This is a genomic window from Pseudomonas sp. NY15463, assembly GCF_048068415.1.
Taxonomy (GTDB): domain Bacteria; phylum Pseudomonadota; class Gammaproteobacteria; order Pseudomonadales; family Pseudomonadaceae; genus Aquipseudomonas; species Aquipseudomonas mosselii_C.
Window position 1 is genome coordinate 11697 of the sequence record NZ_JBLUQD010000009.1, and the last position, 24338, is coordinate 36034.

2 protein-coding genes are annotated in these 24338 nt (G+C 67.8%); both read right to left on the reverse strand.

The window, feature by feature from the left end; all coding sequences use genetic code 11:
* Positions 1 to 12: 12 nt before the first annotated feature.
* Complete coding sequence (locus tag ACNFIC_RS21565; protein WP_416781933.1) at positions 13 to 11370, reverse strand: amino acid adenylation domain-containing protein; 11358 nt, start codon at positions 11368 to 11370, stop codon at positions 13 to 15.
* A complete protein-coding gene (locus ACNFIC_RS21570) occupies positions 11367 to 24257 on the reverse strand; it encodes an amino acid adenylation domain-containing protein (protein WP_416781934.1) in 12891 nt (4296 codons plus the stop codon). Before ACNFIC_RS21570 ends, ACNFIC_RS21565 begins: the two co-directional genes overlap by 4 nt.
* Positions 24258 to 24338 lie beyond the last annotated feature (81 nt).

Sequence of the window (24338 nt, forward strand, 5' to 3'; positions counted from 1 at the left end):
CACCCACCACGTTCAACGCGGCACCACCTGCTCCGACCGCGCCTGCCCGTCCTGCCACCACGCCGCTACGCTGTACACCTGCGGCGCCTTGAGCACGCTGTAGTGGTCACCTGGCCCCTGCCACACCTCCAACTGCGGCAACAGTTGCTGCCAGCCGCTGCGCATGGCCGCCTGCTCGCGCTGGTTACCAGCGGCATCGACGCAGGCGTCGGCCACCAGCACCAGCCTGGCCGGCCCCTGGTAGATGGCTTGCGGGCGGTACACCGTGCGCAGCGCGGCACTGAAGGTGCGCAGCGTGCCAGCCAAGGCCTGCACCCCGGCCCGCGCCGGTAACAGCCCGGCTTGCTGCATGGCCGCGTGCAGCAGGCGCAGTTGCTGGTCGTCGTCGGCCCGCGCGAACGCCTCGGCATCGATACCCAGGGCCTTGCCGCTGCCCAGTTGCACGGATTCCACCAGGCGCTGCAACGCCGCCGTGGTGGTATAGGGCCTGCCGCACACGCTGCCGCAGGTCGGCGCCTCGCTGTCGACCAGGGTCAAGGACGCCACCTCGCGCCCCTGCGCTTGCAGTTGGCAGGCCATGGCATGCGCCACCCAGCCGCCGAACGAGTGCCCCAGCAAGTGCACTGGGCCTTGCGGGTACAGCGCCTGGAGCGCCTGCACATGGCAGCGGGCGGCGACCTCCACCTCACGGTGCGGCACGCCGGCGCCTTCCAACCCGCGGGGTTGCAGGCCGTACAGCGGCCGCTCCGGCCCCAACGCATCGGCCAGGCCGACGAAGCGCGTCACACTATCGCCCGCGCCTGGCACGCAGAACAACGGCGCCTGCCCGGCCTGACCGCTCTGGATAGCCACCAGCGGCTGGTGGGCCACACTGGCCGGCGCGCAGGCCAACGCCAGTGCTTCACCCAACGCCTGGCCCAGGGCCTGCACATGGGGCGGCTGCATCATGCTGCGGTGATCACCCGGCACCTCAATGCTGTGCACCAGCGCCGTGCCAAGGGTATCGACCCAGCCCTGGGCCGGGCTGACGCCGCTGCGTTGCTGGGCACAGAACAATTGAACCGGCACATCCAGCGGCTCGATCCGGTAATGGGCCAAGGCATGCCCGTGGGCCAGCTCGCGTTCCAGGAAGTGGCGCAAGGCAACGTCCTCAGCCTCCACCAGGCCGGCATACAGCAATTGCTCGTCGCGGCAAGCGGCCAGCAGTTCATCGAACGCCGGTGCCTGCTGCTCGAGCACCTTCAACTTGGCCAACTGCACCAAGCCCGCCGCGCCTTGGGACTGCCAGTACTGGGTGCAGTGCAATAGCAGGTGGCGCTCCAGCAGCCACGGCCCCTGCCAGCGCGGCTTGCCCTGGTCGGTCAGGCGCGGCAGGAAGGTGTCGATCAGGCCGAGGAAGCTCACCGCCTGATCGGCGCCACGCAATTGCGCGGCGATCTCGTAGGCCAGCACGCCGCCAAACGACCAGCCAGCCAGGCGGTACGGCCCTTGCGGCTGCACCGCGCGAATCCGCTCGATGGCCCGGCTGGCCAGGCACTCCAAGGTCTGTGGTTGGGCTTGACCGAGGGCAATGCCCGGCACGCCGTAGATCGGGAACCCCGGCGGCAGCTGCTGACCCAGCACTGGGAAGTACAGCTCCAGGCCACTGAACTCGTGCAATAGGAACAGCGGTGGCTCATCGCCTTCGCTGCGCACGCTCACCAGCCCTTCGGGCTGCGGCACCATACCCTGCTGCATGAGCTTGGCCTGGCCCGCGACCGTCGGGTACTGGAACAGCTCGGCCAGGCTGCTGGCCAGGCCTTCCTGCTGCAGGCGATTGACCAGGCGGATGGCACTGAGCGAATGGCCGCCCAGCTCGAAGAAGCTATCGTGACGGCCGACCTGGGCTACCTCCAGCACTTCACCCCATACCTGCGCCAGGCGCTGCTCGAGGGCCGTGGCCGGCGCCTCGTGGTGGTCCTGGCCAATGACCCCGAGGGCCGGCACCGGCAGCGCCTTGCGGTCGACCTTGCCGTTGTTGTTCAGCGGCAGGCTGTCCATTGCGACCAGCGCCACTGGCACCATGTACTCCGGCACCCGCGCCTGCAACCAGGTACGCAGGTGCTCCGGGCTCAACGCCGGATCGCGGCGGCTGTACCAGGCCAGCAGGCGCAGTGGCCCCTGGTCCAGGCGCAAGGCTTGCACCACGGCCTCGCCAATGCCTGGACAGCGCGCGATATGCTGCTCGATCTCGCCCAGCTCGATGCGAAAACCTCGGATCTTGACCTGGTCGTCATTGCGGCCAAGGCACTCCAACTGGCCGTCCTCGCGCCAGTAGCCCAGGTCACCGGTACGGTACAGGCGAGCCCCTGGGCGAGCGCTGAAGCGGTCTTCGACAAAGCGCTCGGCAGTCAGTTGCGCGCGGTTCAGGTAGCCCAGCGCCACGCCGTCGCCGCCGATATGCAGCTCGCCCACCACGCCCACCGGCACGGGCCGGCCCTGGCCATCGAGCACGTACACACGGGTGTTGCCGATAGGCCGGCCGATCGGCACGCTGTCGCTGCCAGCCGGCACAGCCCGCACCTCGCTGGTGGTGGCATAACCAGTAGTCTCGGTAGGGCCGTAGCAATGCACCAGGCGCACGTGCGGCGCCACTGCCAGCAGCCGCCTGAATGCCTCGGGCTCGGCACGTTCGCCACCGCACATGAGCACGCGCAGTCCGGCCAGCGCTTCGGGGATCAACTGCACGTACTGGTTGAACAACGCCGTGGTCAGGAACATCACGCTCAGCTCACGCAGCAACGGGGCCAGGCGCACCGGGTCCAGCAAGGTCGCCTGGTCGATCACCCACAACTGCCCGCCATTGAGCAGCGCGCCCCACACCTCGACGGTGCTGGCATCGAACGCAGGGTTGGCGGCGAAGGCCATGCGATCTTCGGCATTGAAATCGGCATAGCCGCTGTTCAGCACCAGGCGAGCGATGCCCCGATGCGGCGTTTGCACGCCCTTGGGCGCACCGCTGGAACCGGAGGTGTACATCACGTAGGCAACACTCTCGCCGCCCTGGGCAAGGTTTGGGTTGTGCCCCGGCATGTCGTGCAGGGCCAGGCGGTCCAAGGCAATGCGCCGGGTCGGCGACTCCAGGCGGTCAGCGGCGCGGCACAGCAGCGCCACTGCCTGGCAGTCGCTCAGCATGTAGGCCTGGCGTTCGGCGGGCGCGTTGCAGTCCAGCGGCACATAGACCGCCGCACACTTGGCCACCGCCAGTTGCGCCACCAGCAACTCCAGCGAGCGTGGCAGCAGGATCGCCACGGCATCGCCAGGAGCCACGCCCTGGCCTATCAAGTAGTGAGCCAGGCGGTTGGAGCGTTCGTTCAGCTCGCCGTACAGCAAACGGTCGCTGCCCTGCACTGCCGCGACTGCCAGCGGATGGCTGGCAACGCGCTGCTCGAACAGGCGGTGCACCGGCAAGTCACGGGGGTAGTCGCGGTCGGTGGCATTGAAACCATCGAGCAGGGTCACACGCTCGTCTGCCGGCAGTATCGACAGGCGGCTCAATGGCGTGTCCGGCACCTCGGCCAGGCACTGCGCCAGTACCGTCAAGGCCTGCTCCAGGTAGGCGCAGACACGTCCGGCGTCGATGCCCTCGGCGCTCTGGGCCGTCAAGGCGAAGCCTGCACCGTCGTCGTCGACGCTCAGGGCCAGCGGGTAGTTGCTACGCTCCTCGGCGCGTAGCAACTCGATGCCGTGCCAGGCGCGTGCCTGTTCGCCGGACGTGGCACTGCCGTGGCGATAGTTGAGCAGCGCGCTGAACAGCGGCACGCCCGCTGGCAGGCCACTGCAACGTTGCGCCTGGGCCAACTGAACATGCTCGTGGCGCAGCAACTCGCTCAGCCGTTGGTGGGTGGCACGCACGCCTTCGGCCACGTTCACCCCGGCCAGGTCGAGACGTAGCGGCAGGCTGTTGATGAACACCCCCAGCGCCCGCTCGCTGCCTTCACCACCCGCCAGGCGACCGAGCAGCACGCTGCCGAACACCACGCTGTCACGCCCGGACAACTGCCCGAGCACCAGGGCCCAGGCCAGGTGCACGAGGCTGGCGGGACTGACCCCGGCCAAGCGTGCCTGCTCGCGCAGTTGCTCGCTCAACCCTGGCGCAAGCACCCGGTACGCCTGGCGCGGAGCATCGCTGCCATGGGGGCGCTGCGTGCCGTAGGGCAAGGTCGGTTCATCGATATCGCCAAGCTGCCTGGCGAAGAACGCTTCGCCAGCTTCGCCCTCGGCGCTGCGCAGGGTCTGCGCGATGTAGTTACGGTATGGCACGGGGGCCGGCAACTGCTGCGCTTCGCCCAGCAACTGCGCGTGCAACTCGTGCACCAGCACCTCCAGGGCCACATGGTCGAGCACCGCATGGTGGAACTGCAAGCGCGCCTGAATACGCGGGCCCTGCGCTTCGCGGCAGTGCAGCAGGCGCAGCAGCGGGGCCTGGGTCAGGTCCATGTGGTCATGCGCCGGATCGTCCAGCGTTGTCACCGCTCGTACCGGCAGGCTCGCCTTGCGCCAAACCGCCTGTACCGGGGTTGGCAGGCCGTCCCAGTGCAGGCTGCTACGCAGGCTGTCGTGGCGCGCGATGACGGCTTGCAGGGCCGTGGCAAAGGCCTGCAAGCGGTTGGCATCGCTGAAGGCGAAGTGCACCTGTTGCAGGTAAGGGTCAGCCTGTTCGGGGTTGGCCAAATGATGGTAGAGAATACCGGCCTGCAACGGCCCCAATGGGTAGATGTCCTGCACATTGGCGTCACCACCGGCGACGGCGGCGACCACGCTATCGATGGCTGGCTGCTCCAGCGCCACCAGCGGCAACAGCTCGGGCGTGATGCGCTGGCAGTCGTGAGCGATACGGTTGGCCGGAGCCTCGGTCACGACACCAGCAGCCACTGTTGCTGCCAGCGCCGAAAGGCTCGGTTCAGCGAACAGCACCTGGATATCCACTTGCAAGCCTCGGCCGCGCAAGCGCGCGAGCAAGGTGAGCGCCAACAGCGAGTGGCCACCCAGTTCGAAGAAGTTGTCGTGCCGCCCGACCCGCTCAAGCCCCAGCAGCTCGGCCCAGACTTCGGCCAGCAGTTGCTCGGTGGCGCCTTGCGGGGCCTCGAATGGCCGACTGGCCAAGGCCTCGGCGCCCGGTAGCGGCAATGCCTTGCGCTCGAGCTTGCCGTTAGGGCTCAACGGCAGCGCCGCGAGGTGCACGTACAGCGCCGGCACCATGAATTCCGGCAAGTGGCGCAGCAGTTCGCCGCGCAATGCCTCCACCGCTTGGGCACGCCCGGTGTAGTACGCCACCAGCCGGCGCTCACCCTGTACTTCGGGTGCCAGCACGGCGGCTTCCTGGATGCCGTCGATAGCAGTCAGGCAAGCCTGGATTTCGCCCAGCTCGATACGCAGCCCGCGTAGCTTTACCTGGTCGTCGTTGCGGCCCAGGTACTCCAAATTACCGTCCGGCAGGTGGCGGGCCAGATCGCCAGTACGGTACAGCCGCCCGCCTGGGGTGAACGGGTCATCGAGGAAGCGTTCGGCACTCAGTTCGGCGCGGTTGAGGTAACCGCGGGCCACCTGCACGCCGCCGATGTACAGCTCGCCGGCTACCCCTTGTGGCACCGGTTGTCCATGGGTATCGAGTACATACAGCTGCGTGTTGGCCACCGGCTTGCCGATTGGCGTGTTGTCCGGCGCCTCGGTGCAGTGCCAGGCGCTGACGTCCACTGCCGCCTCGGTCGGGCCGTACAGGTTGTGCAACTCGACAGCGGCCAACTGCGCCTTGAATCGCCGCACCAGGCTGCCGGGCAAGGCCTCACCGCTGCACAGCACACGCTTGAGCGCGGCAACTTCGGCATCACCGTGAGCCAGGAAAGCGTCCAGCATCGAGGGGACGAAGTGCATCGTCGTGACCTGCTCGCGCACAATCACCTCGCGCAGGTAAGCCGGGTCCTTGTGGCCCCCAGGGCGAGCCATGACCAGGCAAGCACCGGTTTGCAGCGGCCAGAAGAATTCCCACACCGACACGTCGAAGCTGAACGGGGTTTTCTGCAACACCACATCATCGGCACCCAACGCGTATTGCTGCTGGGTCCACAGCAGGCGGTTGACCACGCCACGGTGCTCGTTCATCACGCCCTTGGGCAGGCCGGTGGAGCCGGAGGTGTAGATCACGTAGGCCAGGTGGTTTGGCGTCAGGCCCTGCACCACCGGGTTGCTGTCCGGCTGTTGAGTCCAGCTGGCGTGGTCCAGGTCTAACACCGGCAGGCCTTGCGGCACGTGCCGGGTCGCGGCATGGACCAGCACGGCCACCGGTGCGCTGTCGGTGAGCATATGGCTGATGCGTTCGGCCGGGTAATCCGGGTCCACCGGCACATAGGCGCCGCCGGCCTTGAGGATGGCCAGTAGGCCGACCACCATCGCCACGCCACGTTCCACGCAGATCGCTACACGATCGTCGGGTTTTACCCCAAGGGCGATCAGGTGGTGGGCCAGGCGGTTGGCCTGGGCGTTGAGCTGGGCGAAACTCAGCTCGCCGTCTTCCCCGCGCACAGCCAGCGCGTCGGGGCTGCGCCGGACCTGTGTCTCGATCAGGCCATGCACGGTCTGTTCGAGGTCGTATTCCACCGCGGTGGCGTTGAACTCCAGCAACAGGCGATGACGCTCCTCGGGTGCCAGCAGTTCGATCTTGGCCAGCTCGGCCTGGTCGTTGGCCACCATCGCCCGCAGTAGTTGCTCGAAATAGCCCGCATAGCGGCGCACGCTGCTTTCATCGAACAGCGCCGTCGCGTATTCCAGCGAGCCGACGATGCAGTCATCCTGCTCGCCCAGGTTCAACGACAGGTCGAACTTGGCCAACTGCCCGGCCTGGGCCACCCCTTCGATGTGCAGGCCATCCAGGCTCAGCTCGCCGAGCGATCCCGGCAGCCAGTTGAGGGTGGTTTGCAAGAGCGGTGCGTGAGCCAGGCTACGGCTCGGGCGCAGCGCCTCGACCACCTGCTCGAACGGCAACGCCTGATGCGCCTGGGCCTCCAGCAGCCGGGCCTTGACCTGGCCCAGCAGCGCTGCGCTGCTGACAGCCTCGGGCACTTCGATACGCAGCGCCAGGGTGTTGACGAACAACCCCACCAACCCCTCAAGCTCAGCCCGGTCGCGCCCGGCCACCGGGCAGCCGATCACCACTTCCTGCTGACCCGCCAGGCGTGTCAGCAGGCTGGCCCAGGCGCTCAGCAGCACCATGTAGGGCGTGGCCCCGTGGCGCAGGGCCAGGCCTCGCAGGCCGGCGCTCAGACCTGCATCCAGGCGTACCGGCAACGTGGCGCCGGCATGTTCCTGGCGCGCCGGGCGTGGTCGATCCCAGGGCAAGGTCAGCAACGTCGGGGCGCCGGCAAGGCTGCGCTGCCAAAAGGCCACATGTTGCTGCAAGCGCTCGCCATCCAGCCAGCGCCGTTGCCACAAGGCGTAGTCAGTGTATTGCAGAGCCAACGGCGGCAGCGGATCGGGCAGGCCACGGCGCAGGGCCGGATACAGCTGCGACAGCTCGGCGGTGAGCACCGCCAGCGAGCCGCCGTCGGCAACGATATGGTGCACGGTGACCGCCAGCACGTGGTAGTCATCGGCCAGTTGCAACAGGCTGGCACGCAGCAGCGGGCCTTGGCCAAGGTCGAACGGCAGGACCGCCACCTGCTGTAAATGCTCAGCGAGGCGCTGGGGCGCCTGACGCAGGTCGATCCGTTGCAGCCACCCAGGCCCAGGCGTCGCGCACAGTTGCACCTGCACCTGCTCGCCGTCGGCCATCAAGCGACTGCGCAACGTGTGATGACGCTCGACGATGCGCAGCAAGGCGGCTTCCAGCGCCTGCGCATCCAGCGCGCCACGCAGGCCCAAGGCCATGGGAATGTGATAGGCCTGTCCAGCCTCGCCCATCTGCGCAAGGAACCACAGGCGTTGCTGGGCATACGACAGCATCCCGGCCTGCCCGGCAGGCGCTGGCACGATCGGCGGTACTGCGCTGCCCTGCGCGCTAGTCAGGTAATCGGCCAACGCGGCCAGTTCGGCATGCGCGAACAGCGCGTTCAGTGGCAATTCCGCGCCCAGGCGCAGGCGCACCTGGGATACCAGGCGCATGGCCAGCAGCGAGTGCCCGCCCAGCTCGAAGAAGTGGTCGCGCCGCCCTACCCGCTCAACCTGCAGCAACTCGCTCCAGATCTGCGCCAGGGTGCGCTCCAGCTCGCCCTGCGGGGCCTCGTAGCCGCGCTCGAACAGCGCCGTGCGGTCGGGTGCCGGCAAGGCCCGGCGGTCAAGCTTGCCGTTGGCGGTCAATGGAAATGCCGGCAAGGCGACGTAGGCCACCGGCACCATGTAGTCGGGCAGGTGCGCCTGCAACTGCGCGCGCAAGCCTGCCGGCGTGGCCTCTTCCCCCTCGGACTGGGCCGTGAAGTAGGCCACCAGGCGCGGTTGTCCCGGCTGGTCCTCGCGGGCCAGCACTACCGCCTCGCGGATCCCCGGCAGGCTGCCCAGCCGGCTCTCGATCTCGCCCAGTTCGATGCGTACACCGCGGATCTTTACCTGGTCATCGTTGCGCCCCAGGTACTCCAGGGTGCCGTCGGCCAGCCAGCGCACCAAGTCGCCAGTGCGGTACATGCGCCCTGCGTGGAACGGGTCGTCGAGAAAACGCTCGGCAGTCAGGTCCGGACGCCCCAGATAGCCCCGCGCAACCCCGGCGCCACCCACGTACAGCTCGCCGGCTACCCCCAACGGTACCGGTTGCGCCTGGGTATCGAGTACGTACAGGCGCGTGTTGTCCACTGCCGCGCCAATATGCAGTACCCCGCCAGGCTGAACCACGCCAGAGCTGGCTACCACGGTGGTTTCGGTGGGCCCGTAGTTGTTCACCACGCTGAAGGTCGGGGCGCGGTTGAACTGGCGCAGGCGGTCACCGCCGATCAGCAAGGTGCGCAGGGTCGGGTGGCCAAGCTGCTGGCCGAACGCGTATTCGGCCACCGGCGTGGGCAGGAAGCTCACATCCAGCGGCTGCGCCTGCCACCAGCGCAGCAGCGCATCAAGGTCGTCGTTGCCGTCACCAGGCGGTGCGACATGCACGCAGGCGCCGCTGCACAGCGCCGGCCACAGCTCCCAGGCCATGGCGTCGAAGCCGACGCCGGCCAGGCTCGATGTGTGCCGCCCCGGCCCCACGTCGAAGGCCCGGCAGTGCCAGCCCACCAGGTTGGCCAGGGTCCGGTGCTCGACCATCACGCCCTTGGGCAACCCGGTGGAGCCGGAGGTGTAGATCACGTAGGCCAGGTTGGCCGGGGTCAGGCCGGGTACCTGTGGATTGTCGTCGCGGGCCGGCCAGTCGGATTGGTCGAGGTTCAGCAGCGGCACCTGCACGGCATCCAGCCGCCCGCGCAAGGCTTGTTGGGTCAGCACCACCTGGGGCGCGCTGTCAGCCAGAAGGTAGGCGATGCGCTCATCCGGGTGCGCCGGGTCGACTGGCACATAGGCGCCGCCCGCCTTCAGCACCGCCAGCAGCCCAACCACGGTGTCCAGGCCACGGCGGGCAACTACCGCGACCCGCGCATCAGGGCAGACGCCGAGGGCGATCAACTGATGGGCAAGCGCATTGGCGCGACGATTCAGGGTGGCGTAGTCCAGTGTCTGTTCCAGGCAACTGGCGGCGATAGCCGTCGGGCGTGCTGCGGCCTGGCGTTCCACGTGCTGGTGCAAGGTCAAGGTGAGGTCGTGGGGGTAACCCTGGGTGTTGAGTTCGTCGAGCAACCCGCGGCGCTCTGCCTGCGGCAGTACCGATAGACTGTGCAACGCTGCCTGCCCGCCCTGCTCCAAGGCCTCGACCAAGGTCCGCATGGCCTGCTCCAGGTAACCGCAGACCCGCTCCCCAGGTACCTCGGTGCTGGCCAGCAGGGTCAGGCGCAAGGTCTCGCCGAGGTCGTCGACGCTTAAGGTCAGTGGGTAGTTGCTGTGCTCCTCGGAGTGCAGGATATCGATGCCGGCCCAAGCTGCACGCTCCTGGGCGCTGGCATCGACGGCGCTGTGGCGATAGTTGAGCAGGCTGTTGAACAGCGGCGTCGGCGCAGCCACTGCGCTGCACCGCTGGGCCAACGCCAGGGGAGCGTGCTCGTGGCGCATCAGCGAGGCCAGACGCTGATGGGTGGCCTTGAGCGCCTCGGCCACGACCCGTGCGCCCAGTTCCACGCGCAGTGGCAAGGTGTTGATGAAGATCCCCAAGGCCCGATCGGTGGCTTCGGCACCTTGCAGGCGGCCCATCAACACGGTGCCGAATACCACGCTCGATTGCCCGGTCAGGGCACCCAGCACCTGGGCCCAACCCAGGTGGAACAGGCTCGCTACGCTGACCCCGCTGGCCCTGGCCTGGGCGCGGATGCGCAGGCACAGCGCGCTGTCCAGGGCCAGGCTGTGTACGTCGGTGTGTCCGCCGTCGGCCTGTACGTCCTGCAACTGGTACGCCAGGGTCGGGGTGTCGAGGTCCTCCAGCATGCTTCGGAAGAACGCCTCGTGCTGGGCTTCGCTCACACCCAGGCAGGCCTGGGCCACATAGCTGCGAAACGGCACCGGCGTGCCCAGGCTGGCGCCCAGACCTTGCAGCAGTGCCTGCAATTCGTGGCGTACCACGTCCAGGGCGCTGTGGTCGAGGGCGATATGGTGGAACTGCAAGCTGGCCAGGATCCGCCCGTTCTCCTCGGCAGCCCGGTAGCGCAGGCGAATCAACGGCGCCTGGGCAAGGTCCAGCCAGGGCGCGTCATCGCCCTCCTCGACCTGTAGCGGCGCCTCACGCCAGACCACTTGCAGGGGTTGCTCCAGCCCGTCCCAGTGCACCGAGGTACGCAGGATGTCATGCCGCGCGATCACCCCGCGCAAGGCCTCGGCGAAGGCGTCCAGGCGCTGGCGGTCGGCGAACGCAAACTGCGCCTGCATCACGTAGGGGTCGCTGCCGCTGCTGCTGACGTGGTGATAGAGAATGCCCTGCTGCAAGGGGGCCAGCGGGTAGATGTCCTGTACGTTGGCTGCCCCGCCCGGCACCTGGGCCAGCAGCCGGTCGATGGCGTCCTGTTCGAGCGCGGCCAAGGTCAGCATGTCAGGGGTGATATGCGTGCAACCAGCGGCAATGCCGTTGGCCGGGACTTGCACCGGGCCGCGCTGGCCGGGCTGGTAGCCGCCGCAGGCCAGCAGCGCGATCAACGCCGCCTTGTGCTCGCGCAGTTGTGCCATCAGGTGCGGGTCGCTCAGCGCCTGGCGGTTGCCCTGCACGGCCAGTTGACCCTCCTTCAGGGCCAGCTGGATGTCATGGCTGGCCAAGGTGGCCAGAAGTTGTTCGATGCTCACAGGACGATCTCCATTCTGTCTGTGATGGCTGCGTAGCCGGCCAAGGTGGGTTGTTCGAACAAGGCGCGCACTTCGGCCTCCAAGCCGTGTTCACGCAAGCGCGCGGTGAGGGTCACTGCCAACAGCGAGTGGCCGCCCAGTTCGAAGAAGTTGTCGTGCCGCCCGACCCGTTCAAGCCCCAGCAGCTCGGCCCAGACTTCGGCCAGCAGTTGCTCGGTGGCGCCTTGCGGGGCCTCGAATGGCCGACTGGCCAAGGCCTCGGCGCCCGGTAGCGGCAATGCCTTGCGCTCGAGCTTGCCGTTAGGGCTCAACGGCAGCGCCGCGAGGTGCACGTACAGCGCCGGCACCATGAATTCCGGCAAGTGGCGCAGCAGTTCGCCGCGCAATGCCTCCACCGCTTGGGCACGCCCGGTGTAGTACGCCACCAGCCGGCGCTCACCCTGTACTTCGGGTGCCAGCACGGCGGCTTCCTGGATGCCGTCGATAGCAGTCAGGCAAGCCTGGATTTCGCCCAGCTCGATACGCAGCCCGCGTAGCTTTACCTGGTCGTCGTTGCGGCCCAGGTACTCCAAATTACCGTCCGGCAGGTGGCGGGCCAGATCGCCAGTACGGTACAGCCGCCCGCCTGGGGTGAACGGGTCATCGAGGAAGCGTTCGGCACTCAGTTCGGCGCGGTTGAGGTAACCGCGGGCCACCTGCACGCCGCCGATGTACAGCTCGCCGGCTACCCCTTGTGGCACCGGTTGTCCATGGGTATCGAGTACATACAGCTGCGTGTTGGCCACCGGCTTGCCGATTGGCGTGTTGTCCGGCGCCTCGGTGCAGTGCCAGGCGCTGACGTCCACTGCCGCCTCGGTCGGGCCGTACAGGTTGTGCAACTCGACAGCGGCCAACTGCGCCTTGAATCGCCGCACCAGGCTGCCGGGCAAGGCCTCACCGCTGCACAGCACACGCTTGAGCGCGGCAACTTCGGCATCACCGTGAGCCAGGAAAGCGTCCAGCATCGAGGGGACGAAGTGCATCGTCGTGACCTGCTCGCGCACAATCACCTCGCGCAGGTAAGCCGGGTCCTTGTGGCCCCCAGGGCGAGCCATGACCAGGCAAGCACCGGTTTGCAGCGGCCAGAAGAATTCCCACACCGACACGTCGAAGCTGAACGGGGTTTTCTGCAACACCACATCATCGGCACCCAACGCGTATTGCTGCTGGGTCCACAGCAGGCGGTTGACCACGCCACGGTGCTCGTTCATCACGCCCTTGGGCAGGCCGGTGGAGCCGGAGGTGTAGATCACGTAGGCCAGGTGGTTTGGCGTCAGGCCCTGCACCACCGGGTTGCTGTCCGGCTGTTGAGTCCAGCTGGCGTGGTCCAGGTCTAACACCGGCAGGCCTTGCGGCACGTGCCGGGTCGCGGCATGGACCAGCACGGCCACCGGTGCGCTGTCGGTGAGCATATGGCTGATGCGTTCGGCCGGGTAATCCGGGTCCACCGGCACATAGGCGCCGCCGGCCTTGAGGATGGCCAGTAGGCCGACCACCATCGCCACGCCACGTTCCACGCAGATCGCCACACGATCGTCGGGTTTTACCCCCAGGGCGATCAGGTGGTGGGCCAGGCGGTTGGCCTGGGCGTTGAGCTGGGCGAAACTCAGCTCACCGTCTTCCCCGCGCACAGCCAGCGCGTCGGGGCTGCGCCGGACCTGCGCTTCGATCAGGCCATGCACGGTCTGTTCGAGGTCGTAGTTCGCCGCGCTGGCATTGAAGCCCAACAATAGGCGTTCACGTTCCTGCACCGGCAGCACGTTAAGGCGCTGCACCGCCAGGTCGGGTTGACGCTCGAGGGCTTGCACCAGGCCTTCGAGAACCGCCTGCATTTGCTGGCATACCCGCGCGGCGCCAACCTCGGCAGGCACCTGCGCGGTCAGGCGCAGGGCATCGCCGAAGTCATCGACATTGAGGCTGAACAGAAAGTGCGTGCGCTCCTCGCTGGACAGGGTCTCGATGCCCTGCCAGGCCTGGCGCTGCACCGCACCTTCCGCCTCGCCGTGGCGGTAGTTGAGCATGGCGCTGAACAACGGCTGCGGCGCAGCTACGGCGCTGCAACGCTGGGCCAGGGCCAGGGAGGCATGTTCATGGGCCAGCAGCGCGCTCAGCCGCTCGTGGGTATTGCGCACGGCCTGGCGCACGTCAAAACCCTCCAGGTCCAGGCGCAGCGGCAGGGTGTTGATGAACATGCCCAGGCCGTGGCTTGCACCGTCGCCACCGCCCATGCGCCCCAGCAGCACGCTGCCGAACACCACGCAGGCCTTGCCGCTGGTCGCTGCCAGCAAGCGCCCCCAGGCCAGGTGCAGCAGGCTGGCAGTGCTCACCCCAAGCTGACGGGCCTGGCTGCGCAGTTGACGCTGCAAGGCCTCGGGCAGTCGAAGGCGCGCCTCATCGATTGTCCCAACGTTGCCGGCTTGCGGGTTGAGGCCGTAGGGTAAGGTCGGCTCGTCGATATCGGCCAGTTGGCCACGGAAGAACGCCTCGTGCTCGGCTTCGCTGACACCCAGCAACGCCTGGGCCACGTAGTTGCGGTACGGCACCGGCGGCTGCGCAGGCTCACCCCCGCCATGCAGGCAGGCGAGCATTTCTGCGCGTACCACCTCCAGCGCGGTGTGGTCGAGCACCACATGATGGAACTGCAAGGTGGCCAGCAGCCGTGGGCTACCGGGCGTGCGCCTGAAATACAGACGAATCAACGGCGCCTGAGCCAGGTCCAGCCACTGCGCGGCGGCCTCGCGCTGCTCACGTACCAGCAACGGGGCTTCACGCCACACCACCTGTACAGCGTGCGGCAGGCCCTCCCACAGCACTGCTGTACGCAGAATGTCATGCCGGGCGATTACCGTGCGCAGTGCGTCGGCAAAGGCCTGCAAGCGCTCCTCACTGTCGAACGCCAGGTGCGATTGCAACACGTAAGGATCATGCCCACGGGCGCCTAAGTGGTGGTAGAGGATGCCCTCCTGCAACGGCGCGAGCGGGTAGATGTCCTGCACGTTGGCGGCCCCGCCCGGCACGCTCTCGACAATCCGCGCGATCTGCGCCGGGGTCAGCGCCACCAGGCTGAGCATGCCTGGGACGATCTGCCGGCAGCCGGCAGGAATGCCATTGGCCGGCACTTGCACCTGGCGGGCCGGACCTTGGGCTGCAGCCAGCGCGGCCACGCTGGGCTGGCTGAACAACTGACGCACATCGCATTCGATGCCCTGGCTACGCAACTGCTCCACCAGGCTTACCGCCAGCAACGAATGACCGCCCAGGCTGAAGAAGTTGTCGTGCCGGCCAACCCGCTCAACGCCCAGCACCTCGGCCCAAACCTGCGCGATGGCGGTTTCGCGCGCGCCCTGCGGCGCCTCGAACACCGGGCCGGCGAGGCTGGCCGGATCCGGGTCGGGTAACGCACGCCGGTCGAGCTTGCCGTGGGCGGTCAGCGGCAGCGCATCCAGGGGAATCAACGCCAGCGGCAGCATATGCGCCGGCAGGCGCGCAGCCAGGGCCTGGCGCAGCTCGTCGAGATCCACCTCACCGTCGGCGCGCAACCAAGCCAGCAAGCGCTCGCCACGCACCAGCACGGCAGCCTCGGCGATCCCCGGCTGCGCTACCAACGCCGCCTCGACCTCGCCCAGTTCGACGCGCATGCCGCGGATTTTCACCTGGTCGTCGTTGCGGCCCAGGTAATCCAGCGTACCGTCGGCGTTCCAGCGCACCAGGTCGCCGCTGCGATACATGCGCCCACCCTGGAACGGGTCGTCGACGAAGCGCTCGGCCGTGAGGTCCGCGCGGCCCAGGTAGCCCCGGGCGACCCCGGCGCCACCGATGTACAGCTCGCCCACCACGCCCACCGGCACCGGCTGTCGCTGGTCATCGAGCACGTAAGCCCGAGTATTGGGCAGCGGCTTGCCGATATGCACCACGCTGCCCGGGGTAACCTCCCCGGACGTCGCCACCACGGTGGTTTCAGTGGGGCCGTAGTTGTTGACCACGGCAAAGCCCGGCGCACGGTCGAATGGCCGCAGGCGGTCGCCGCCGGTCAGTAGCGTGCGCAGGGTTGGATGGCCCTGGCCCTTGCGCAGTACCTGTTCGGCCAACGGCGTGGGCAGGAAAGCGACCTCCAGCGGTGTCGCCTGCCACCACTCCAGCAGCGTCTGCACATCATCACCGGCCACCGCGACCGGGGGCAGGTGCAGCGCGGCCCCGGCGCACAATGCCGGCCAGACCTCCCAGGCCATGGCGTCGAAACCGAAGCCGGCAACGCTGGCCGTCTGGCTGCCGGCGCCCAGGTCGAAGGCCTCGCAGTGCCAATGCACCAGGTTGGCCAGGGTCCGGTGCTCGACCATCACGCCCTTGGGCTGGCCGGTTGAGCCGGAGGTGTAGACCACGTAGGCCAGGTCGTGGTCAGTCAGGCCCGGCACCTGTGGATTGTGCTCGGCGGCGCTATGCCAGTCGCCGAGGTCCAGGTCCAGCCTTGGCACCTCTTCGCCCAGACTCGGGCCGTGCGACTCGGCCAGCACCAGCGCAGGCGCGCTGTCGTGCAGCAGGTAGGCAATCCGCTCAGCCGGATAGGCAGGGTCCACCGGCACGTAGGCCGCGCCGGCCTTGAGCACGGCGAGCAAGGCCACCAGCCGTCGTGGCGAGCGCGGCAGGCACAGTGCCACCCGCGCGCCCGGGGTCACGCCCAGGCCGATCAGGTGGTGGGCCAGGCGGTTGGCGGCGCAGTTCAGCTCGCCGTAGCTCAGCACGTCGTCACCTTGCACCACCGCGCGGGCGCTGGCGGTCCGGGCCGCCTGGGCCTCGACCAGGGCGTGCACGGTATGCCCCGTCGGGTAGTCCCGCACGTGCTGATTGAAGCCTTCGAGCAGTTGTGCACGCTCCTCGGCCGCCAGCAGCGGCAGTTGTTCAACTGGCAGCTGGCCGCCGTACTCCAGGGCCTGCACCAGTTGCTCCAGGGCATTGGCCATCCAGCCAGCGACGCGTCCGGCGCCGATGCCGGCCTGGGCCAGCACGCTCAAGGCAAAATCGTCGCCCAAATCGTCGACGCTCAGGGTCAACGGATAGTTGCTGCGCTCCTCGCCACCCAGCAGGCGCACGCCCTCCCAGATACCTTCGCCGTCACGGCGCGCCTCAGCGTTGCTGTGGCGGTAGTTGAGCAAGGCGCTGAACAGTGGCTGGCCGGCTGGCAAGCCACTGCAACGCACGGCTTCGGCCAGTGCGGCATGCTCGTGGCCAAGCAGTGCCGAGAGCCCGGCATGGGTAGCGCGCACGGCCTGCTCTACCGGGGCACGGGTGTCGACCCGCAGCGGCAAGGTGTTGATGAACACCCCCAGCGCCCGGTCGGCGCCCTCGCCACCTTGCAGGCGGCCCATCAACACGGTGCCGAACACCACGTCACTGCGGTTGGCCAGCACCCCGACCACCCGTGCCCAGGCCAGGTGCGCCAAGCTGGCGGCGCTAACACCCAGTTGCCTGGCCTGCTCGCGCAGGCGCAGGGCCAGTGCGCCGTCCAGCGCCTGATGGGCCTCCTCGATGGCGTGACCCTCACCTTGCACGTCATGCAGGCCAAAGGGCAGGGTCGGCTCTTCGACATCGCCTAGCAGCGCGCGGAAGTACGCTTCGTGGCGCTGACGGTCGTTGCCCAGGCGGGCTTGGGCAACATAGTTGCGATACGGCACCGGCGTGCCCAGCGCGCGGGGCTCGCCGCGCAGCAGCGCGAGCATTTCGCTGCCGACCACGTCCATGGCGGTATGGTCCAGGGCCAGGTGGTGGAACAACAGGATCGCCACCACCTGGCGGTTGGCCGGATCGTGGGCATAGACCAGCCGCAACAGTGGCGCCTGGCCCAGGTCGATACGCTGCTGACGGGCGTCGAAGCGCACCTGCAACTGGTCGATCAGCGGCAGTGGGCTGGTGCCGTCCAGGGCGATCTCGTCCACCGCCAGCTCAGCGTGGCGCCAGACCACCTGCACCGGCTCCGCCAGGCCTTCCCAGACCAGCGAAGTGCGCAGGATGTCATGCCGTGCGATCACCTGCTGCAAGGCTGCGGCCCAGGCTTGCAGGCGCGCCAGGCTGTCGAAGGCCAGGCGCGATTGCAGCAGGTAGGGGTCGCCCTGAGCCGCGCTCAGGTGGTGGTACAGGATGCCCTCCTGCAGCGGCGCCAACGGGTAGATTTCCTGCACATTGGCAGCGCCACTTGGCACCGTGGCGACGATGCGCTCAATGCTGGCCTGATCGAGCTGCACCAGGCTGAGCATGTCCGGCGTGATGCCATCGGCGCCGGTCGGAACCCGGTTGGCGGGCACCTGCACTTCGCTGCCACTGCCCACTGCCGCGGCCAGCGCGGCCAGGGTCGGCTGGGCGAACAGCACCCGCACATCGGCGCCCAGGCCCGCCTTGCGCATGCGCTCGATCAGGCTCACGGCCAGCAGCGAGTGGCCACCGAGTTCGAAGAAGTTGTCGAGCCGCCCTACTCGCTCGACCTTCAGCAAGTCAGCCCAGATCGCCGCCAAGCGGGTTTCCAGCGGCCCCTCGGGCGCGGCGAACGCACGGCTGAGCACATCGCCCTGGCCCGGCGCCGGCAGTGCGCGGCGGTCGAGCTTGCCGTTGGCAGTCAGCGGCCACTGGGCAACCTCCACGTAGGCGGCGGGCAGCATGTAGTCGGGCAACTGGCCCAGCAGCTGTTCGTGCAAGCTGGCAATCGCCGGCGCCTGGTCTTCGGCCTGGAAGTACGCGACCAGGCGCTTGTCCCCAGGCACGTCCTCGCGCACCAGCACCACGGCGTCGCGTACCCCGGCACAAGCGGCCAGACGCGTCTCGATCTCGCCCAGTTCTATGCGGAAGCCGCGCAGCTTGACCTGCTGGTCACTGCGCCCCAGGTAACGCAAGGTGCCGTCGGCCTGCCAGGCCGCCAGGTCGCCACTGCGGTACAGGCGCGCCCCCGGCTCGCTGCTGAAAGGATCATCGATAAAGCGCTCTGCGGTCAGTTCCGGCTGGCCCAGGTAACCCAGGGCCACGCCGTCACCGCCAATGTACAGCTCGCCCACCGCGCCCACCGGCAGCGGCTGGCGACGGGCGTCGAGGACGTAGCAGCGGCTGTTACCGATCGGTACGCCGATAGGAATTGCCCCTGCCCCCACGCTGCGGATTTCATGGGTGGTACTGAACGTGGTGGCCTCGGTCGGCCCGTAGCCGTTGAGCAGGTGTTGGGGTGCACCGCCTTGCAGCACCCGGGCAATCACTGCCGGATCGAGTACATCGCCGCCGACCATCAGGTAGCGCAGCGTAGCGAACACCGGCAACAGGGCATCGGCGTATTGGTGGAACAACCCGGCAGTCAGCCACAGTACCGTCACGCGGCCTTCGAGCAGCGCTTGGCCAAGGCTATCGGGTGCCAGTACCTGGTGCTGGTCGATCACCACTACTGCGCCGCCATTGAGCAGCGGTGCCCATACCTCCAGCGTGCTGGCATCGAACGCGGGGTTGGAAGCAAAGGCTACCCGGTCGTCGCCGTTGAATTCGGCGAAACCGTTGTTGATCACCAGCCGCGCTACGGCCCGATGCGGCACCTGCACGCCCTTGGGCGTGCCAGTGGAGCCAGAGGTGTACATGATGTAGGCGGCGCTGTCGGCCGCCACCGCCAGCACCGGGGCATCAGCTGGGTAAGCGGCCAGGTCGAGGGTGTCCAGTTCCACGCGCTGGGTATGGCCGGGGCGAGGTTGGTCACTGTGAGTCAGCAACACGCGCGCCCCGCAGTCTTCGAGAAGAAACGCTTGGCGCTCCACCGGCGCATTGCCGTCCAGCGGCACATAGGTGGCACCGCAACTGCTCACCGCCAGTTGCGCGGCCACAAGGTCGAACGAGCGCGGCAGCAGCAGCGCCACCCGCTCGCCCGGCAGCAGGCCAACGGCCAGCAGGTGATGGGCCAGGCGGTTGGCGTGCTCGGCCAGTTCGGTGTAATGCCATTGGCGCTGGCCGTGAATCACCGCCACGCTGTCGCCGCAGGCGGCCGCACGGGCCTGGAACAGCGCATGCAAGGGCTGCTCGCGCGGGTAGTCGCGGCAGGTGTCGTTGAACCGGTGCAGCACCCGTTCGCGCTCGCCCGCCGGCAAGCTGGACAGCCCGTACAGCGGGCTTTGCGGGGCCTGTTCCAAGGCCTGGGCAAGCTGCTCCAGGGCGCAAGCCAGCAGCGTACAGACCTGCCCGCCATCGACCTGGGGCACGGCCTGCACCGTCAGGCTGAGGCCTTCACCCTGGTCGTCGACGTTGACCACCAATGGGTAGTTGCTGCGCTCGCGGGAGGCCAGCAGCTCGATACCCGCCCAGCCAAGGCCGTCGCCTGCGACCTTGGGGCTGGCATGGCGGAAATTGAGTAGGCTGGTGAACAGCGCCTGGTCGCTGGGCACGCCACTGCAACGCAGGGCCTGGGCCAGCGAGGCTTGCTCGTGGCCGAGCAGCCTTGCCAGGCGCTGGTGGGTGCGACGCACACCTTCGGCAACGCCCATGGCATCGACGCTGACCCGCAGCGGCAAGGTGTTGATGAACATACCCAGTGCCCGGTCAGCCCCTGCGCCACCTTGCAGCCGGCCAAGCAGCACAGTGCCGAACACCACCTCCTGGCGGCCGGACAACTGCGCCAGTACCTGGCCCCAGGCCTGGTGCACCAAGCTGGCGATGCTGACCCCCAGCTGGCGCGCCTGCACCCGCAGTCGCACAGCCAACGCCGGGGCCAGCGCGTGCGTGTGATCGAGCACCTGTACCCCGTCACCTTGCACATCGCGCAGGCCGAACACCTCGGTCGGCGCGTCGATGTCCGCGAGCATCTCGCAAAACAGCGCCTGGTCGCCTGCTGGGTCGGCATCCAGGCGGCTACGCGCCACGTAGTTACGGTACGGCACGCTGTCCAGCGCCAGGCGGCGCCCTTGCAACACCGCGCCGACCTGGTTTACGAGCAACTCGGTGGCGGTGTGGTCGAGCAGGATATGGTGCAACAGCAGGGTCGCCTCCAAGCGCTCGCCATCGCGGTGGCGCACCAGTTTCATCAACGGTGCGCGGTTCAGGTCCAGGCGGTGCAGGTCGGCGCTTGCAACCACCGGCAGGCGGGCCTGGCGATGTACCACTTGCACCGCCTCCTCAAGGCCCTGCCAGTGGATGCTGGTACGCAGGATGTCGTGCTCGGCAATGACCGTATCCAACGCAGCGATAAAGCCTTGCAGCTCGTTTTCGCCAGCAAACGCAAAGCGTGCGCGCAGTACGTAAGGGTCGGCGCCATCGCTGGCCAGGTGATGGTAGAGAATGCCTTGTTGCAAGGGTGCCAGGCCGTAGATGTCCTGTACGTTGGCACAACCGCCGGGAATCCCCGCCACCAGTTGGTCGATGTCTGCCTGCCCGAGGTTGGCCAGTGGCAGCATGTCTGGCTCGATCCGTGTGCAGCCAGCCGGCACGCGGTTGGCCGGTACCGGTGCAGCCTGTCCGGCGGTCACCGCAGCGGCCAGGGCCGCCAGAGTCGGCTGGCCGAACAGCACCCGGACATCCGCGGCCAGATCGTGCTGACGCATGCGTTCCACCAGCTTGACCGCCAGTAACGAATGGCCGCCAAGTTCGAAGAAGTTGTCATGGCGGCCGACCTTGGCGATGCCCAGCAATTGTTGCCAGATCTGCGCGATGAGCTGCTCGGTCTGGCCTTGCGGCGCCTCGAAAGCATGCCGGGCGAAGGCGCTGCTATCCGGTTCAGGCAACGCCTTGCGGTCGAGCTTGCCATTACCGGTCAGCGGGAAGCTGTCCAGACGCACGAAGGCGGTGGGCACCATGTAGTCAGACAGGTCCTGCAGCAGGGCTTGGCGCAGTTCAGCAACCGTAGGGGCGACGCCCTCCTCAGCCAGCCACCAAGCCACCAGACGCACCTCGTCAGCGCTATCGCGGCGAGCCAGCACTACCGCCTCGCGGACACCGGCGCAGGCCGCCAGACGAGCTTCGATCTCGCCCAATTCGATTCGAAAGCCGCGGATCTTCACTTGCTCGTCGTTACGACCAAGGTACTCAAGGCCGCCATCGGTGGCCCAACGTGCCAGGTCGCCGGTCTTGTAAAGCCGACCTGTCGGGTTGAACGGGTCGGCGATAAAACGTTCGGCGCTGAGTTCGGGGCGGTTGAGGTAGCCGCGGGCAACCCCGGCCCCGCCCACGTACAGCTCTCCGGTCACCCCGGCCGGCAGCGGCTGGCGGTGGCTGTCGAGCACGTACAATTGCAGGTCCGGGATGCGCTCGCCGATCGGGCTGACGCCCACCAACTGCGCGTCGGCAGCCTGCAGCGGACGGTAGGTGACGTGCACCGTCGTTTCGGTGATGCCGTACATGTTCACCAGCCGCGTGCCGGCGTTGCCAATGCGCGCGTACCACGGTTTGAGCGAGCCTGGTTCCAGTGCCTCGCCACCGAAGATCACCTGGCGCAACGAATGCTGCAAGGGGCTGCGGCCTTGAGCCGCGACCAGTTGACGGAACGCACTGGGCGTCTGGTTGAGCACGCTCACACCGCTCTGGCAGAGCAGCGCGTAGCAAGCATCCGGGTCGCGACTGATCGACTGGGGGATAATCAGCAACTGGCCGCCGTAGGCCAGCGCGCCCCAGATTTCCCACACCGAGAAGTCGAAGGCGAACGAATGGAAAAGCGCCCAGACGTCCTGGCGGTTGAAGCCGTACCAAGCGTCAGTGGCGCCGAACAGGCGACTGGCGTTGCCATGCTCGACCATCACCCCCTTGGGTAGCCCGGTCGAGCCGGAGGTGTAGATCACATAGGCCAAATGTGAAGGCAGCAGCTCCGGGCGCAGCGGGTCATGTTCAGGTTGTTCGGCCAGGCACGGATCGTCCAGATCCAGCAACGGCGCTGTGGGGGTGCCGAGCGTTGCCACGCTGTCAGCCTGGCAGAGCACCACCGAGGGCGTACTGTCTGCCAGGGTGAAGGCAATCCGCTGGGCCGGCGCGCCGGGGTCGATGGGCACGTAGCCAGCGCCGGCCTTGAGCACCCCGAGCATGGCGATGATCATCGCCGGGCCACGCTCGACGCAAATCGCCACCCGAGCCTCTGGCCCTATGCCCAGGCCGATCAGGCGATGGGCCAGTTGGTTGGCGCGGCGGTTGAGCTCGCCGTAGCTGATGCTCTGTTGCTCGAAGATCAGCGCGGTGGCCTGCGGGCGAGCCTTGGCGTGCGCCTCGAAACGCTGGTGCAGCAGCGGCGTGGTGGCAAATGATTGCAACGGCTGGTTGCTGGCACGCAGCAGGTGCTCACGCTCGTCGGGGGGTAGGATGTCCAGCGCCTGCACCGAGGTGTGCGGGGCGTGCTCAAGCGCCTGGGCCAATTGCCCAAGGGTCTGCGCCAGGTAGCGGGCGATGCGCTGCGCGCCAATCTGGCTGGCCACCAACGCGGTGATGCGAAACGCCTCGCCCAGGTCGTCGATGTTCAGCGTGAGTGGGTAGTTGGTGCGCTCCTCGGCACCCAGCACGTGGATACCCGGCGCCACCTCGATCACCGCGTCCGCGTCCCCCGCCGCGCTGTGGCGATAGTTGAGCACGCAATTGAACAGCGCTGTGGGAGCGGCGACACCGCTGCAACGCTGGGCCTCGGCCAGCGAAGCCTGCTCGTGGCCGAGCAGGCCGCTCAGGCGCTGATGAGTGGCGTGCAGCCCTTCGCTGACGCTCAGAGCGCCCACATCGACCCGCAGCGGCAAGGTATTGATGAACATACCCAACGCCTGTTCGCCGCCGGCACCGGCCTCCATGCGCCCCAGCAGTACGCTGCCGAACACCACGGTCTCGCGCCCGGAAACATGCCCCAACACCCGCGCGATGGCCAAGTGCATCAGGCTCGCCGGGCTGACGCCGAGCTGCCGGGCCAGGCCACGCAGGCGCAGGCTGAGGGTAGGCTCCAGGGTAAGCCGGGCCTCTTCTACGGGCAGCCCTTCGCTTTCGGCCAGGCCAAAGGCCAGGGTGGGCTCGTCGATATCGCCGAGCATCTGGCCGAAGAAAGCCTGCTGCGCCCCCGCATCACGGGCATTGCGTGCTTCGGCCAGCAGATCGCGAAACGGCACGGCGGGCCCTACTTGCTCGGCGTTACCAGTCAGATGGGCGTGCAACTCGCGACGCACGATATCCAGCGCGGCGTGATCCATGACCGTGTGATGGAACAGCAGCAAGCCGACCACTTCCTCGGCGTGACCCGGCGCATGGACCAGGCGCAGCAATGGCGCCTGGGCAAGATCGAGGCGAAAATGCCGACTGTCGAAACGCGCGCGCAATTGCGCCAGGGCGTCGCCCGGCCCATCCAGTTTTACCGCCTCGCACAGCAGTGGAGCCTCGCGCCAGACCACCTGCAGCGGCTCGTCCAAACGCTCCCAAAGGATTGCACTGCGCAGAATGTCGTGACGCTGGATCACCCACTGCAAGGCTTCGCAGAACGCCGCCAGGTGCGCGGCGCTGGCAAAGCGCAACTGGGCCTGCAACAGGTAGGGGTCGCCGGCAGTGGCACTCAGGTGATGGTAGAGCATGCCCTCCTGCAGCGGCGCCAGCGGGTAGATATCCTGCACGTTGGCCGCCCCGCCCGGGACCGTGGCGACGATCCGGTCGATAGCGGCCTGGTCCAATTGCACCAACGGCAGCATGTCGGGGGTGATGCGCAGCGCCGGGCTGACCCAGTCATCGCCCTGCCCGGCCAGCATCGCCAGCAGCGCCGGCTTGTGGTCGGCAAGGGCCTGCCACAGGTCGTCGTCCAGGGCATCGTCGGCGCCAAGCACCACCAGGTCGTCACAGTCACGTTGCAGTCGGATCGCGCGGGTGCACAGCACCGACATCAGTTCGCTCAGGGGCATGAGGTAAGCATCCTGCTTTGCCAAGTCAATAAAAGTCGGGGGTGAAACTAAAGGATCGGGGCCGCCGGGGCTGACATGGGA